Genomic DNA, 16,483 nt, shown 5'->3' with positions numbered 1-16,483 from the left:
GACCAAGGCCGTCGGCATCTTCCCTGATGAAGCGCCCTCGGTTTCGGAGGCTCCAACTTTAAGAGAATGGCGCCATGAAGAAGCGACTCCCATCTTATTCGGGAGGTCCGTGCCCGAGCAGTGCGAATGATTCTGGACCACCAGGGCGATCATGCCCCGCAACGGATTACAATCAACCCGCCGTCGAGTTCTCCACTCTCGAATGGGTAGACTGGTTCAACACCCGCCGCCTGCTCGAACCGATCGGGACCATTTCTCCCGCCGAAGCTGAAGCGCGCTTCTGTGCACAGGCCACGGTGCAAACCTTGCCACCGGACCCAAGCCAGATGACCTTCAAGAACCCCGGAGAGATTCAACTCGTCTCCAGCCCAAAACATCATCCCGGACACCAGCCGACGATTATGCTGGAGATAGGCTGACCTCAATCCAACAAATGCTTCCACCAAGTAAGTGCAACGATTCATTTTAAATTTTGGGGGAACTCATCATCGTAAGCGACTTAGTGGTGGTTTTCAATTTTTCGATCTCGCTTTGGAGATCGGCCTCATGCCCACTAAATTCGGCACGAGCCTCTGTGCTTTCGGAAGATACACCAAGCATCCAATTCGCTTGCTGCTGCAATTCATACCACCGCTGCTTGATCAATGATAACCGACGCTCAGACAGGGGCAGTCCGTTCGGCAAAGGCTTCTTCGGCCTTTCCAAAACAGCGATGAATTCAAGCTCGTCACGCTCAAACATGTTGGTTATGCGCCAATTACAGAACTTTAACGCCTCAAGTTCAAGCATGATGAGAGAAAACGATGCGGGGGTGAATGTCCAACCATGAACATCAACGTAATGATCGTGATTTTTATCATCATATGCATCGATAGAATCCCAGACCGATGGCAGATCATTTAAAAGCCGAGGTCGGAACTGCAGCTTTTTTTGCCATGAGGGGGCATTCGAAGGCGGACGAGTATCGTACATCCCGGCATCAAAGACAGAAGACCAGCTATGGAGAATGCGCTTCTCCCGATGCGCGGCGATCACTTGCCCGGTCGTACTGAATGGCCGACTGCAATCAAAGCACAACCTCAGATCAGGCACGGCAAGCACTATACGAGCGTCATCTCCGAGCATTACATCGGCGCTCTTAAAGAATGCGATTGGATCTACGATGTGCTCGATGACATGACTTGCTATAATCGCCGCATAACTTCCGCGCTTCTCCGTTGGAAATACGGACTCAAGAGGTCCCCCTGCCCATATCACGTCAACCTCTTCGATCGCATCGAGATTTAACTCTGCGGTATTCCCATACTTTTCGATAAGACCTGACCGATCAGTGTGGTCGACAATTGTCGTTGCCCAACCTGCGCGCTTGGAAGCGACCGGCGCGAAACTGGGCCCAATCTCGATGATATCGGATTTTCCTAAAACGAGATCTTTTAGAATGAACTGATTTCTATCCATCGGCATCCCCAATTCAAGTCTACTGATTTATGAAAGAACCCGGTCGATAAACTGCCTTAACAATGGCGCACATACATTTAGCGAACGATCTTGAAGAAGATAATCTCTGGATTGCCGGATAATGCGCTGTCGCAAATCCTCGTCAGCTAGAAGTCGAAAAACAGAACTACCAAATTCTTCGCGCGAAACTATCAATGCCGTTTCTCCATCCTGGAAGCTTGCATAGACTGGATGGAGCATTGCAACAGTCGGTATGCCAGCAGCCGCATAGTCGAGTATCTTGATATCGGATTTCGCATCATTGAACGGGTTCGACATCAAAGGAGCAATCCCCACACGCCATTGAGTCGCCGCCATCATCTCATGAAATTTCTCATATCGAGGCTCCGTCGGGAGAGTGCGTGTCGTCATTCTCCGAGCGAAAAGTTGGTCGATTCGTCGGTCGTCAGATACTCCGCACAACTCTATCTGCGTAGGGCCGGGATGCCTACTCGCGGCGGCCTCAATAGGGCTAACGACCGCCATTAGGTCCTCGAGATGCGATGCGGTTCCAAAGTAGCCCACCACATTTGGTGACGTCATACGCGTGAGAGGCTGGATAATTTTTTCATCAAGCGCATTTCGCCATAGAAAGACATTCGGGTTCAATAGAGAAAGTCGATCACGAAGCACTTCGGTAGAAGTGGTAATCAGATCTGCTTCTCTTAGCAAAAACCGGATCTGTGAATGCGCACCTGCAAGCATTCGTTCAACCGCCGGGATAGGATGACGACTCAAAAGGTCATCATCCATGTCGTAGATTAAACGGGCTCCTCGACGCTTGATCTCCCTTACGACACCGGAAACACTTGCTAGTCCCCCTTCGACAAGTCCTTTGCGCTGCATGACGACCACATCGATTCGGCCCGACGGCAATGTCAGACCAGATGTGACGTGAATGACCCGAGACAGCGATTCGTGACCATACGGCCTCAGAAGCCGTATTTCACCACAGCTCCAAACCGGTCCTAGAACAGGGGTTTCAGGAATGAGATGCACATTGATCATCAACCGAGGACCTTACAGAGAAGATTATATGCTGCGATTTCCGGAGGATGAGAGTTGGCTACTCGCATTCCCTCCCGACGCAATCTCATCCGCAAGCCCGCGTCATTTACTAGGCGGCGAGCGGCGCGGTGACAGGCTGACTTGTCCTGGGTGTCTACCACTAGTGCTGAAACTTCGTGGCGGCAGAACTCACTCGCCCCTCCTTTGACCGGTACGACGACAGCGGCACCGCTTGCCATGGCTTCCAAAACCGTGAGACCCATCGCCTGCCAAACGGAGAAATCGAGAAAGACATCCGCATTACCGAGTAATTCCGAGACTTGATCCGGCTTCAGATGCCCATAGCAGTGCACATCCTGAATTGGGATATTAAGTGTGGCGATTTCCGCCGCACTGGCGCCGAAGCATGAAACAATGACCCTTTCCCCAAACTCACCCTTTAACTCATTCAAAACCGTCAAGGTTATCTGTGGGCCACGACGAGGTGTAGAAGGACGGATCATTGCAACGACATGGACGGCCCTGGGTCCGTCGAGTCCTCCATCTGTGGCGGGCGCAAAGTGCGCGAGATCCACGCTGAAGCCGATACAATCCGGCGCAATTCCTCCAAGCCCTACCACCGCAGCGCGGTTCCAACTGCTCTTCGTAATCCGCTTTATGTCTGGACGGGTAAAATAACTGTCCCGTGCCACGGCATACTGAGCGTCGTCTAAATCAAAAAACAGTGTTTCCAAGTCTTGAATATAATATCCCAATCTCGTTTGCGGAGGCAGATCATCGAGCAAAGGCAACCAATAAACTGAATGGTATACAGTGGCTAAAATAGCGTCGAATTGAAACTCATGTGCCGCCGCAGCAATGCCTGCCGATGGATTATGTCTGTCAATGGCAATCATTGGTATATCGAGATGGCCGTAGTCTCTCGTAAACCCAGACTCCAGATCATTGACATTAATGATCCACGTATCGACACCAAACTTCCTTGCAGCCATAGCCTCTTGAATAACGACATTGGAACCGCCACCAGCCTCGGCGACAGGAAGGACAAATGCAATGCGTTTACCTTGAAACAGCCCCATTCCCTTATGCGCAATTTCGTCCTGAACAAGCGAGGCACGGATCCTCAGTCTCGTATGATGGAGCCGAATGTTATCGCGGAGTTGCGCAACATAAGGCTGGATGAACTTTTCAGAATCATGCTTCTTGAGCAGGGCCTCGTCTGCGTTCCGAGCAAGAGCGAGGCGCCGATCGTGACCATAGGAACGTGATTGGTGGTGGAAAACATAAGCATCATCGGCGATTGCAAGCTTCCAGCCCTTCTTGCGCGCGCGTATACAAAAATCATTCTCTTCGCCGTAACCAGCACCGAAGGTCTTCTCGTCAAAAAGTCCTACATCATCCAGGGTACTCCGACGGATGAGCATGCAGAAGCCATTAACGAAACCTACTTGTATCCCATTTCGAAGCGAAATATCCGAGACGATACGCGCCATTGCATTTGCACTGTAGTTGGCTGGAAGCTCGTTGTCAGCCCAGTCACCATTGACGAAAAGTTCGGGTACCGATTGCCACGACGCGCAATTGCTCAAAGGGCCAACGATTCCAAGCTTTTCATCCGCCAGGGAACAATCCACCATCCGATCGAGCCACGCCCCCGTCACTTCTGTATCGCTGTTCAATAGGACAACAAACGGAGCCGAGCTGGCGCGTAAGCCGGCATTTGCCGCAAAGGTGTATCCCTTGGCAACTTCGTGCCGCACGAGTGTTGCCCCATGAGCAAATACGAATTCATCTAAATACGTACGCGTGGGAGCTGAGCTTCCGTCATCAACTATAATGACGCTGTACGGAGGAAGCGTGTGCTGAATAATGCTTTCAAGGCAACGCTTTACGTCATCTATCGCATTATGGACACAAATTATAATGTCAACGTTATCTAAACGTGGCTTTGGCTCTGGCGATGCTCGTGATCGCCGAACGAGATTCCCAACGACAAGGGAACTTTCCTTTAGGCCGAACCGAGCGAGCTTGCGAAAAATAGCTTCATCAACTCGGATGCCGCTTCGCTTCCAATAGGCGTTTAGCCGAGTGTGAAGCTGAAGGGTTAGTGTCCACCAAGCCAACTTTACCGCGCGTCGTGTCAGGCGGGCAAGTGCAGGGGCTGCAACACCCATTGCTCTCAGTGGAGCGGTGATACGCCAGGATTCGCTGCTTTCAATCGCCTCAAGACGGCGAGACGAAATCTTTGAGCTTTGATATTTATCGTGCAACTGAATAATTTCACGCTCAATTTTGTCAGTCGCGGCGCTTTGATTTTCATTTATGACCGCGAGCATGCTAGCAGTATTATTGATAATGCTTCTTAAATCAGTATTTTCTTTATAAAGAATAGTTATCTTATTTAGTGACTGATTATATTCATCTTCAAGGGCGGCTTTCTCTGAGGCGAGCGCGTCTCTCTCTGAAGCTAAAGCGGCTCTTTCTGAGGCAAGAACGCCTCTCTCTGAAACTAAAGTATCTCTCTCTGAAGCCAGGGAGACTAATTCTGAAGCAAGAGAGAATCTTTCTGATCGCTCAGCATCGATCTGTGCTGTGAGCGTCTCAACCTTACGTGTCGTAATTGTAGAGCCCCATTGTAGCGAAACACTTCGCCCTAGATGTGAATATGCCGCTCTAATAGAAGTAGCGGCGGATACATTTGCGTTCATTATCGAGGCTATCCCGCTGGGAATGCACTCGCCGACAGCGAGCACGCCTAATCCGTGCCCATGCAAGAACTCGAACGACGGGTACCGTTTTGTCAACTCATCCCAGAAGCGCCAGACGCCAAAGCTACGCTCTTGAACACGCGTATCATGGAACAAAACTATGCCGCGGTCTGACATCTTCGGTAGCCAAGCAGCAAAATCATGCGTGACATCCTCGTATAAATGTCTTCCATCAATATGCATCAAGTCTATGCTTTTATCGTCAAAAAACTCAATCGCCTCGTCAAATGTGCAACGATTTAGCTTTGAAAATTTCGAGTATTTTTCAGCGTTAATCGCTGAAACGCGTTCGTAGACCTCTTCTCCATATTGGCCGGCGTGAATATCACCGACCCAGCTATCAATCGCATGGCATAGGGTCGAAAGGCCGAGTCGCTTTACGGCCTGACATGCAGCAAAGTATGAGAAGCCATTATGGGTTCCCAGTTCGACAAAAATCCGAGGTTTGAGGGCTTCGATTAGCCAGAAAACGAAAGGAGCATGTTCATGCCAAGCTGACTCTACCAATTCTTCTGGCGACCAAAATGAAATATTATCGATAGAGTCCGTCCAACGATCGCCGGATACTAAAAGATCTTCTTCCTGCAACATCTGATCTTGCTCTGATTTTACCATCACGCTCTTTCTCGACTTGCTGCAACCCATGAATATGGCATGCGATTGATGTCGTAAGTTCGGTCGATGCTTGGTTTGGAGGCGTCTGGAACGTAGCGATGGTCTTATCTTGAACACCCGACCAAATCCAGCGTTAGCTGAATCGCGTACTCGGATCCGCTCTTTATGCTAGAGAGGCAAACTGCAGACCCTCTCACATTTTTAGAAGTCGACCATTCGATCGACTTAACATTGATGGGCGGGTTCGAGTATCACAAGACAATGCCGAACTGGGCTTCCCGGCATGAAGGGCTTGTGGTAAGGCGTGAGGATGAATCAGACAGGACTACATTGGATGGTATAGCATTCGGAATTTTAGCCGTTACTTTGTTTCTATCGAGGTTGCAGTGGATTGAGGGACCCTAGGATTTCGTCATACCCTCCACCGGCTTCTGAAAGCGGCCTAGACTCACGGTTGTCGAACGGATCGAGCGATCTGGTCCGCTTACTTTCGTCCAGCATTGGTCTTTCCCCGGTGGCGCAATCTCTATCGGCACTTGGGAAAGCGCTTTCGAGACGAGAATTGAAAAGGCGACGTACGAGCATGGCTTCATCCCTCGAGAAGTCATAGCCTTTTGAACTCAGCGAGATTGAGACGCGGGAGAGCGAGTTTGGGCGGTCCTGCTCAAGCCGCCCCATCCTCCGCATAAGCCGCCAGCACCTCCTCCGGCGCTCCGTCCATCATCAGCGTGCCGCCCTTCATCCAGAGCGTGCGGTTGCAGAAGCGCTTGATCGAGGCGTTGTCGTGGGAGGCCAGGAACATGATGCTGGCCTTCTGGATCATGCCGTGCAGCCGCTTCTCGGCACGTTCCGCGAAGGCGGCGTCGCCGACGCCGATCACTTCGTCGAGGATCAGGATGTCGGGATGGACGGCCGTGCTGACGGCAAAGGCGAGCCTCAGCATCATGCCGCTGGAATAGGTGCGGATCGGAAGGGACAGGAACTCGCCGAGCTGACTGAACTCCTCCACGTCGGGGACGATCGCCTGGGCCTCTTTGTGGTTGAGCCCCAGCATGATGCTGCGCATCTCGATATTGTCGTAGCCCGAAGCATCCGTATCCATGCCCATGGACAGGTCGATCAGGGATGAGATGCGCCCCTCGATGGTGGCGGTGCCCGAGGTCGGCGGATAGACGCGGCTGAGCACCCGCAGGAGCGTCGTCTTGCCGGCGCCATTGCCGCCGACGAGGCCGATCCGGTCGCCATCGCGTGCTTCGAAGCTGACCGCGTTCAGCGCCTTGATCACCTGAACGCTGCTGTCCCGGTCGTTCTGCAGGCCGCCGCCCACCGTGCGCCGCAGGATCTCGCTTTTCAGGGCACGGCCGCGGGAATTGTAGACGGCGAGTGCGACGCTCGCCTTGTCGAGGACGATATGAGCCATCCTGCCCTCAGAGCCAGTACACGACGCGGTGCGAATATTTCCCCGAGAAGGCCAGGGCGACGAGCCATCCGACGACCAGCAGGCCGAGCAGGATGACATAGGACATCGCGCTCGGCAGATGGCCGAGCAGAGGCTCACGCATCACGTCCAGCATGCTGGCGAAGGGGTTCAGGATGAGAACGGGATGGTCGACCCGCAATTGCGAGGGCTTGAAGACGACCGGCGAGACGAAGAACGCGACCTGAACGATGCTCGCGACGATCTGCGGAATGTCGCGGAACCGCGCCGACAGGATGGCCAGGAGGTAGCCGATCCAGGCCAAGTTGGCGAGGACGAGCAGCAGACCGGGAACGAACAGCAGGATGTGCCAGTCGATCACCGTGCCGGTGACGAGGAACAGGACCGGCAGAATGATCAGGTTGTGGGCGAAGATGAAGAGGTTCCGGGCGATCGTCCGCAACAGGTAGGTGAAACGCGGCAGCGCCACCTGCCGGATGATGCTGTCGTTATCGGTGAAGCTCAAACAGCTTTCGTTGATGGTCTGTGCCATCAATCCCCAGAGCACGAGGCCGGTGCCGAGATGCGGCAGGTAATCGGCCATGGAGGTGCCGAAGAGCGACGCGTAGATCCCGCCCATGCCGAAGATCATCACGGCCATGCTGAGGGTCAGCCACAGCTGGCCGACGCGCGAGCGGCGATACCGACGGATCACGTCGTTCTTGGCCAGCATCCACCACATGCGCCACGCGCCGAAGCCTCCGACGACGTCGGCAACTCCTCCTGCTACCAAACCCATGCGGCCTCTTTCCCGGAGCCCTGCTCCTGCGGAGCAGCCGTTGCCGGCCCTCCAAAAGCACGCGCCCGCGCGCATTGGCAAGTTTTGGGTCGCCGGGGGCAGGAGATCCGGACGGGAAAGGGTGCCGGGCCGCGCGAGTCGAAGCGTCTCAGGCCGCCTGCGCCGCGTCGTCGGCAAGGGCGAGCAACGTCTGGCGCAGCCAGCGATGAGCCGGGTCGTTGTCGTAGGAGGCGTGCCACAGCATCGAGATCGCCACCTCGTCGAGGGCGACCGGCGCGGGGCTGACGGTGAGGCCGAGGGTTCCGGCAAAGAGGGTGGCGAGGCGCTCCTGCATGGTGGTGAGGACGGGGGCGCTGCGCACCAGGAAGGGCACGGCGAGGAAGCGCGGCGTCGTCACCGCGAGGTCGCGGCGCAGGCCGAGGAGGGCGAGGGCGTCGTCCACCACCCCGTGCGCCGTTTCCTTCAGGCTGGTGAGCACGTGGGGAAAGCGCAGGTAATCGTCCAGGGAGATCGGGGGCTCGAGCCCGACGAGCTCGGCATTGAACAGGCAGACGTAGCGGTCCCGGTAGAGCAGCCGCTGCTTGTGGTGGGTCTGGCCATGGCTGAACGTGCCGATGCCGAGATCGACCCGGTCCGCGTCGAGTTCCTGCAGGATGCGGATGCGGTCGATGGAGCGCAGGAGCAGGCTGATCCCCGGCGCGTGTTCGCGCAGATAGGCCAGAAGTCGCGGCCCGAGCAGAACCTCGGTGGAATCGGGCAGGCCGATGGTGAAGGTCCGCGTGACGCTGCGCGGATCGAACGCCTCGTCGCGCCGCACCAGGGACTGGATCTGGCGCAGGAGGGTGCGGACGGGCGCGGCGAGCGCCAGCGCGCGGGGGGTGGCGCGCATCCCCTCGGGGGCGCGGGTGAGGAGTTCATCGCCGAAGGTGGTGCGCAGGCGCGCAAGGCTGCTGCTCATGGCCGACTGGCCGATGCCGATCCGGGCGGCGGCGCGGGTGACGCTGCGCTCGGCGAGCAGGGCGTCGAGGGCTACCAGCAGGTTGAGGTCGATGCGGGACAGATCGACATGGTCAATAGTCATTATCGATCCAATCTGTTTGATCCATGATGCACCGCACAGCATCTTCGTGTCATCGGCAAAGGCGCACCGCCCCTGCCCAGACAGCGAGACCCGACACCATGACACTCCGTACCCTCATCACCGCCGCCGCCCTTGCCACCGTCACCGTGGCCGCCGCCACCCTCCCGGCCTCCGCCGAGACGATCAAGCCCCTCGACGGCGGCAGCGTCTCGCTGGGCGAGCTCTCGGGCGTCGCCTACTACACCGCCGAGCCCAAGGGCTACCGGGTGGTCGTCACTCTGGCCCGCACCGAGACCGGCCGCGCATTGCGGTTCGAGGCGGTCCTGGCCAATGGCCAGAGCGTGACCCTCTCGACCCCGCAGGAACTCGGCGACACTGCTGACGCCATCGAGATCAGCCGCACCGGCGACACCGTCGCCGTCAACCGACCGCGCCCGAGCGTCACCCGCGAAGCGGCGGCGCAGAATTAAGGGAGAGCCCGGCATGGCCGGGCTCTCCGAACCGGAAAGATCTCCCCGCCGGCGATGACGGGGAGGTTCTTTTCGTGTTCGTCACCACACCGGCACATGGGTTAAGAGCCGTGCGGAGACGCGCATCGCCGGGGATGCGGATCGAGGTAGACGGAACAGATGGCAGGCCTGAAAGACAAGCGCGGCTTCATCGACAAGGACAGGCTCGACCTGTCCGAGCGGCAGGCCGTCGAGCATTGGATGAAGCGCTGGGGCATCACCCGCGACCAGCTGACGAGCGCCCACCGCAAGGTCGGACATATGATCAAGGACATCGCAGCCGAACTCGGCAAGAAGCGTTAGAGGCAGGAAGCATTAAGCTGGACAAGGCGGGGGCGGGCCGGTGGCGGACAAGAAACACTTCTCGCTGCCCTGGCGCAGTCCGCTCAACGACCGCCGCTACGCGTCCCAGGATCCCGCCCGCTTCCCGGACCTGCACGCCCTCGATGCCCTGGACCGCGGCCGCTTCCGCAAGATCGTGAGCTGGAACCTGCTGCGGCGCACGGGAGCCAAGGTCGACGCCATCGTCGCCCTGGTGGAGCGCGAGCGGCCCGACCTGCTGCTGATGCAGGAGGCGACCAAGGACATCGCGGTGATCGAGGAACGGCTCGGCGGCGTCTATGCCTGGGCGCCGCTGCCCGGCCGCATCCATGGGCTCGCCATGTGGAGTCCGCATCCCTGGGCCTCCCCGCCCGTGGTCGTCGCCCTGCCGTCGGGCGCCGTCGTCGACCGGGTCTGCCAGATCCTCGATTTCGGCGAGTTCGGTGTCGCCAACGTCCATCTCTCGCATGGGCAGGTGCTCAACCGGCGGCAGTTGCGGCGGATCGAGCAAAGCCTGCCGGCGCGCGCCGCGGTGATCGGCGACTACAACCTCGTGGGCCCTGCCCTGCTGCCGGGGTTCCGCGATGCCGGGCCGCGCATCCCGACCCATGCCATGGTCGATCTCGTGCCCCTGCGCATCGACCGCTGCCTCGTGCGCGGGCTCGCCTGCCTCGGCCGCACGGTGCTGCCGCGCGGCGCCTCCGACCACCGGCCCATCGTGGTGCATCTCGGCCCCGCGCCGGCCCAGGCGGGCGAGCGGACCGTCAGAGGTATGGCAGCATTAGTCGTACGGCTGCGTCGCGCAACCGCACGGGCAAGGGCCGCCGCGCGAGCTCCTCGACCGTCAGGCGGGCGTCCATCTTCGTCCGCATGAAGGCGTCGAGGCGTTCGGCGAAGGCGCGGTCGTAGACCTCGACGTTGAGCTCGAAGTTCAGGCGGAAGCTGCGCATGTCCCAGTTCGCGCTGCCGACGAAGCTCCATTCCCCGTCCACGACGAGGAGCTTCGAATGGTCGAAGGGCGGCTCGTCGAGCCAGATCCGCACGCCGGCCTCGAGCAGGGGCGCCACATGCGCCCGCGTCGCCCAGTCCACGTAGCTGTGATTGCTCGCCCGCGGGATGATGACGTCCACGCGCACGCCCCGCGTCGCGGCGAGCGCCAGGGTCGTGGACAGGATCTCGCTCGGCAGGAAATAGGGGGTGACGAGGCGGATGCTGTGCTGCGCGCAGGTGATCGCCGACATCACCGCGAACTCGATCTTCTCGATATCCGCATCCGGCCCCGAGGTGACGACGCGGGCCTCGATCTCGCCCGCGGCGCCGAGCGGGGGGAACCAGCGCGGACCGTCGAGCTCCTCGCCCATGACGAAGGCCCAATCGGCGGAAAACGCCTGTGACAGTTGCTCCACCACCGGCCCCTCGATGCGGAAATGGGTGTCGCGCACCGGGTCCGGAGGGGAGGTGGCGACGAGGTTCTCGTCGGCGATGTTGATGCCGCCGGTGAAGGCGATGCGCCCGTCGACGATGAGGATCTTCTTGTGGGTGCGCAGGTTCAGGAACGGCATGCGCCAGGGCAGGGCGGAATGCATGAACAGCCCCACCGGCACCCCGGCCCGGCGCAGGCGCCGGGCCATGGCGGGGAAGAAATAGCCACTGCCGATCCCGTCGATGAGCACCCGGACTTCGACGCCGCGCGAGCGTGCGGTCACCAGCGCCTCGAAGAACCGCGACCCGGCGCCGTCGTTGCGGAAGATGTAGCTCGACAGGGCGACACTGCGCGTCGCTCCGCCGATCGCGTCCAGCATCGCCGGATAGGCTTCGTCGCCGTTGCGCAGGATGGAAAAGTCGTTGCCGCCCAGGAGGACGAGCCGCGTGATCCGCCGGACGGCGCGGTCGAGGGGCCGCAGGTCCTCGGGCACGCTGGCATCGGGGATGACGGGGGAGCCCGCCTGCTGCGACGGCCTCACCCGCAACTGGCGCGCCCGGCGCGAAACCCGGTTCACGCCGAAGATCGCGTAGAGGGCCGTCCCGAAGATCGGCGACAGCCAGGCGAGGCCGATCCAGCCGATGGCGGTGCCAATCTCGCGCTTGCGCAGCAGCGCATGGACCGTGACGAGAAGCGCCAGCACGATGCCGAGGAGAGCCAGGACGTCGGCCCGGATCGACCCGGTCGCCTGCAGCCATCGGTGGAGGAGGTCTTCCAAGAATCAGCCCAGCCTGAGAAGGGGATCGCGAGACACGCCCCCTTTAGCCCCGGGCGGGTGGAAAGACCTAGCGGCGGGCCGTCTCGGGGACGGCCTCAGCGGGGGCTGCCTCCGCGCGCGACCGCTGCGGGCGCAGGGTCTCGGCCAACAGTTCCACCTGTGTCACGAGGCGCACGAGAAACTCGGCGCGGGGCAGGTCGGGATGGACGGGCAGGGCGCCGGCATCCTCGGCGAGGCCGGCGAGGGTAGCGGTGATCCACAGGGTCCAGGCGCGGCACGCCTCCGCTTCGTGCCCGACATCGCCCGTGGGCTCTTTGGAAGGCTTGGGCTCGGCGGCATGGCGCAGGGCCGAGAGGCGCGCACCGATCCGGCGCAGGGTCGCATCGGCGACCATCGCGGTCTCGACTTGGGGGTGGCGCCCGGCGCGGGGCTGCTGCAGGGCACGCGAGAGGGCGGCCTCCAGGGTGTTGAGGGCGAGGCCGCTGGCCCGCGCCGCGGCCTCCGCTGCCCCGCTCCGTTCGGCTTCCGCCCGGTTCGACAGCACGGTGCGCGCGAAATCGGCATGGGCCTTCACGGCCTTCCTGAGTTCGAGGCGAACCTGATCGGGCTCCCAGACCGGCCAGAGCAGCAGGCTGCTCGCCACGGCGATGAGACCGCCGAGCAGGGTGAAGAGGGCGCGCATGCCCGCGACCTCCCAGGAGGCATGGCCGGGCTCCATCACCTCCACCAGCAGCACCACGATGGGCGTCAGGCAGGCAATAAAGAAGGCGTAGCTCACCTGCCGGGCGGCAAAACCGATGATGCTCAACGGAAAGATCAGCGCCGCGAGCGCCAGGGTGGTGGTGGCGAGGCTGGCGAGGAGGGCGCCGAACAGCCCGCCGAGCACGGTGCCGCCGATCCGCTCCAGCGCCCGCTGCCAGGTGGCGGCGTAGAAGGGCTGCATCGTCAGCACCACCGTGATGGTGAGCCAGTGGGTGAATGGCCCCGGCCAGAGCAGGGTGAGGCCGAGGACCGGGGCGGTGACGGTGCTGGCGCGGATCGCGTGCCGCAGGTTCGGCGAAGCGAGGGTGAAGTTCGCCTTCAACGGGCCGAGCAGCCGCTGGCGCAAGGGCAGGCTGGCGCTTCCCAGCAGCGTCCCGCCGGGGCGATATCCCTCCGGCGTCGAGAGCTTGGCCCCGATGCGGACGCGGTCGAGGATGCGCTCGGCCAGGGACTTGAGGGCCGGATCGGAGGCGAAGCCGCGTCCCGCCCGCGCGATCGAGCGCTCGATGCGCGGCAGGTCGAGGACGGTATCGTCGCGGATCGCCCGCGCGACCACGAGGAGGAGCGGCCGCAGGCGGCGCAGCAGGCGCCGGGTCCGGACCTGGCGGTTGGGGTTGCGGTCGGCCTCGATCCGGTCGGACAGGGCGATGAGGGCGGCGAAGATCTGCTCGGCGCTCTCCAGCCGGATCAGTGCCTGGGCGGTGCGGTCGGAAACGCGCTCGCGGCTGCGGGCGAGGTCGACGATGAGGCCGCGGGCGAGCTCGATCGCCTCGCGCACGCCGCGGCGATGGGCGCGGGCATGGTCGTCGAATCCCGCCGCGCCGGCCTCGTCCGAGGCCGCGAGATCTTCGAGATCGCCGCTGAGCAAGGCGAGCCGGCGCCAGACCTCGGCCACGGCCCTCTGAGTCGGGCGGTAGGGGTTGAGCCGCCACAAGGCGAGGGCCAGCACCGTCGCCCACAAGCCGCCGGCCAGCACCATGGCTCCGGCGATGACGGCCTCGCCGCCGGTGAGGGGTCGGTCGAGGGCGAAGGCCAGGACGAGGACGAGGACGTTGCCGGCGGTCTGCTCCTGCACGCCCCAGACCCGTGCATAGCTGCAGCAGAAGATGACGAGGGTGGCGAACGGCACCACGACGGCCGGGCCATGGGGCTGGAGCAGGCCGAACAGGCTCCAGATCAGGCTGCCGAGCACCGAGAACACGGCGAGCACCATCAGGCGGGAGCGCATCGGCCCGCCGATATCGGCAAAGCAGGTGAGGTTGGCCGCCAGCGCCATGATCAGGAGCGGGGGCCACGCCACGAACTCGTGGAGCAGGATGACGGTACCGAAGGCGCAGGCCGCCCGGATGCCTTCGATGATGCTGAGCCCACGCGGGTCGAGGGCGATCGGCAGGCGCGCGAGGTTCGATCCCGGCGTGGAGAGGGAACCCCGGCCCATCAGGAAGCCGGCCACGCGCCCGCGACGGAGGCCGTCGGAGACGGCGCCGCTCGCCTTGGCCCTGGGGTTCGGAGGGAGGGACAACGGAGACGCTCCGCCGGGCGGCATGCCCGGTGTGAGGCGGTTTAGAGCCGATCGCCGCGACGCAAAACCCATGACGTCGCCCCCGCCGGGCGGGCCGGCCCCCAGCGCATGACGACCCGCCCGGCCGCGCTGCATTTCGTATGCATTTTCACCGGCCGGGGTTGGAAGACGTCCAGTCTGGCCGGCGCCTTGCATGGGCGGTCCGGACACCGGCAATTTTGCCGATCATCGGTCGACTGAGGAAAAGCACAACACGATGAGAGGCTTGGCAGAACATCTTCGCGTTGGACTCGTGGCCGCGGCGCTGGCCGCCGGCGGCATGGCGCCGTCCGCCTGGGCGCAGGGAACGCTGCGGATCGGCATGACCGCGTCGGACATCCCGCTCACCACGGGACAGGCCGACAATGGCGGCGAGGGCATGCGCTTTACCGGCTACACAGTCTACGACGCGCTCATCAACTGGGACCTGTCGAGCGCGACCAAGCCCTCCGACCTCACTCCCGGTCTGGCCACCTCCTGGGAGGTGGATGCCGCCGACAAGACCAAGTGGATCTTCAAGCTGCGCCCCGGCGTCACCTTCCACGACGGGTCGCCCTTCACCGCCGAGTCGGTGGTGTGGAACTTCGACAAGCTCCTCAAGACCGACGCGCCGCAATTCGATCCGCGCCAATCGGCGCAGGGGCGCTCGCGCATCCCCGGCGTCGCCAGCTACCGCGTGGTCGATCCGATGACGGTGGAGATCACCACCAAGGCGCCGGACGCGACGCTGCCCTACCAGATCGCCTGGATCATGATGTCCTCGCCGGCGCAGTGGGAAAAGCTGGGCAAGAGCTGGGACGCGTTCGCCAAGACCCCGTCCGGGACCGGCCCGTGGAAGCTGACCCTGTTCGCCCCGCGCGAGCGCGCCGAGATGGCCCCCTTCGCCGAATACTGGGACAAGGCGCGGGTGCCCAAGCTCGACAAGCTGGTGCTGGTGCCCCTGCCGGAGGCCAATGCCCGCGTGGCGGCCCTCCGCTCGGGCCAGGTCGACTGGATCGAGGCGCCGCCGCCGGACGCCATCGCCTCCCTCAAGGGGGCGGGGTTCAGCATCGTCACCAACGCCTATCCGCATAACTGGACCTGGCACCTGTCGCGGGCCGAGGGTTCGCCGTGGAACGACATCCGCGTGCGCAAGGCCGCCAACCTCGCCGTCGACCGCGAGGGCATGAAGGAGATGCTCAGCGGCCTGATGATCCCGGCGCAGGGCTTCATGCCGCCGGGCTCGGCCTGGTTCGGCTCGCCGACCTTCAAGCCGACCTACGACCCCGACGCGGCCAAGAAGCTGCTGGCCGAGGCCGGGTACGGCCCGAACAAGCCCATCGTCACGAAGATCCTGATCGCGCCCTCGGGCTCGGGCCAGATGCAGCCCCTGCCGATGAACGAGCTTATCCAGCAGAACCTCGCCGATATCGGGATCAAGGTGAATTTCGAAGTCGTCGAGTGGAACGCGCTCATCAATCTGTGGCGGGCCGGCTCGAAGGCCGACGTGTCGCGCGGCGCCACGGGAATCAACTTCTCCTATTTCATCCAGGACCCCTTCACCGGCTTCATCCGCCACCTCCAGTGCAATCTCGCGGCCCCCAACGGCACGAACTGGGGGCATTACTGCGACCCCGAGATGGACAAGCTGTTCGATCAGATCCGCACGACTTTCGATCCGGCCGCACAGATCAAGGTGCTGCAGAAGGTCCACGAGAAATACGTCGACGAGGCGCTGTTCCTCATGGTTGCCCACGACACCAACCCCCGCGCCATGAGCTCGAAGGTGAAGGGCTTCGTCCAGGCCCAGAATTGGTACCAGGACTTCTCGCCCATCACCGTGGGGAAGTGATGACGAGGGTCGCCATGCATACCAACCCTTCCCCCCCGGATCTCGGGCTTGCCCGAGATCCGTCCTTGGCTGGCCAAGTCGGGCAGGGCCGACGTGGTGCGGGGGAGGGGGCC

General features: G+C 61.4%; 12 protein-coding genes and 1 pseudogene. 5 read left to right on the top strand and 8 right to left on the bottom strand.

Annotated features, from left to right (window positions below; translation table 11 throughout):
• Positions 1-179 precede the first annotated feature (179 nt).
• Positions 180-419 (top strand): annotated as a pseudogene (locus FPV16_RS22400) (hypothetical protein); the annotation flags it as partial.
• Between the two features lie 46 nt (positions 420-465).
• Here FPV16_RS22400 and FPV16_RS22395 read toward each other — a convergent pair.
• The 6 genes from FPV16_RS22395 to FPV16_RS22370 all read right to left on the bottom strand — a co-directional run bounded on the left by FPV16_RS22395 (position 466) and on the right by FPV16_RS22370 (position 9,185).
• A complete protein-coding gene (locus tag FPV16_RS22395; protein ID WP_227440695.1) occupies positions 466-1,458 on the bottom strand; it encodes a class I SAM-dependent methyltransferase in 993 nt (330 codons plus the stop codon).
• 27 nt (positions 1,459-1,485) lie between these two features.
• Positions 1,486-2,505, bottom strand: coding sequence for a glycosyltransferase (locus FPV16_RS22390; RefSeq protein ID WP_227440693.1), 1,020 nt, complete (start codon positions 2,503-2,505; stop codon positions 1,486-1,488).
• Positions 2,505-5,888 carry a class I SAM-dependent methyltransferase gene (locus tag FPV16_RS22385; protein WP_227440692.1) on the bottom strand — a complete coding sequence of 1,128 codons (3,384 nt, stop codon included), beginning with the start codon at positions 5,886-5,888 and terminating at the stop codon, positions 2,505-2,507. The genes FPV16_RS22390 and FPV16_RS22385 overlap by 1 nt, the downstream gene beginning before the upstream one ends.
• 664 nt (positions 5,889-6,552) lie before the next feature.
• Positions 6,553-7,308, bottom strand: a complete 756-nt coding sequence (locus FPV16_RS22380) for an ABC transporter ATP-binding protein (protein ID WP_227440690.1) — start codon at positions 7,306-7,308, stop codon at positions 6,553-6,555.
• A gap of 7 nt (positions 7,309-7,315) precedes the next feature.
• A complete protein-coding gene (locus tag FPV16_RS22375) occupies positions 7,316-8,104 on the bottom strand; it encodes an ABC transporter permease (RefSeq protein ID WP_227440688.1) in 789 nt (262 codons plus the stop codon).
• A gap of 148 nt (positions 8,105-8,252) precedes the next feature.
• The gene (locus FPV16_RS22370) at positions 8,253-9,185 is read right to left on the bottom strand and encodes a LysR family transcriptional regulator (RefSeq protein WP_227440687.1); all 933 of its coding nucleotides are present in this window, start codon (positions 9,183-9,185) and stop codon (positions 8,253-8,255) included.
• Between the two features lie 98 nt (positions 9,186-9,283).
• Between FPV16_RS22370 and FPV16_RS22365 the strand changes: the two genes are divergently transcribed.
• The 3 genes from FPV16_RS22365 to FPV16_RS22355 all read left to right on the top strand — a co-directional run bounded on the left by FPV16_RS22365 (position 9,284) and on the right by FPV16_RS22355 (position 10,889).
• On the top strand, positions 9,284-9,655 hold the full coding sequence (locus FPV16_RS22365) for a hypothetical protein (protein ID WP_227440685.1): 372 nt from the start codon (positions 9,284-9,286) through the stop codon (positions 9,653-9,655).
• A gap of 159 nt (positions 9,656-9,814) precedes the next feature.
• Positions 9,815-9,997, top strand: a complete 183-nt coding sequence (locus FPV16_RS22360) for a DUF3606 domain-containing protein (RefSeq protein WP_227440683.1) — start codon at positions 9,815-9,817, stop codon at positions 9,995-9,997.
• Positions 9,998-10,127: 130 nt separating this feature from the next.
• On the top strand, positions 10,128-10,889 hold the full coding sequence (locus FPV16_RS22355; protein ID WP_227440717.1) for an endonuclease/exonuclease/phosphatase family protein: 762 nt from the start codon (positions 10,128-10,130) through the stop codon (positions 10,887-10,889).
• Here the strand turns inward: FPV16_RS22355 and cls are convergent.
• Positions 10,780-12,216, bottom strand: a complete 1,437-nt coding sequence (gene cls, locus FPV16_RS22350) for a cardiolipin synthase (RefSeq protein WP_227440682.1) — start codon at positions 12,214-12,216, stop codon at positions 10,780-10,782. The genes FPV16_RS22355 and cls overlap by 110 nt on opposite strands.
• A gap of 67 nt (positions 12,217-12,283) precedes the next feature.
• A complete protein-coding gene (locus FPV16_RS22345; protein ID WP_413629341.1) occupies positions 12,284-14,524 on the bottom strand; it encodes an FUSC family protein in 2,241 nt (746 codons plus the stop codon).
• A 232-nt stretch (positions 14,525-14,756) separates the two neighbouring features.
• Between FPV16_RS22345 and FPV16_RS22340 the strand changes: the two genes are divergently transcribed.
• Positions 14,757-16,370: an ABC transporter substrate-binding protein gene (locus FPV16_RS22340; RefSeq protein ID WP_413629339.1), complete on the top strand. Its 1,614-nt coding sequence runs from the start codon at positions 14,757-14,759 to the stop codon at positions 16,368-16,370.
• The last annotated feature ends 113 nt before the right edge of the window (positions 16,371-16,483 follow it).

It is taken from the genome of Methylobacterium sp. W2, from assembly GCF_020662345.1.
In the GTDB taxonomy this organism is placed as follows: Bacteria; Pseudomonadota; Alphaproteobacteria; order Rhizobiales; family Beijerinckiaceae; genus Methylobacterium.
This window is presented reverse-complemented; position numbering and strand designations above follow the sequence as displayed.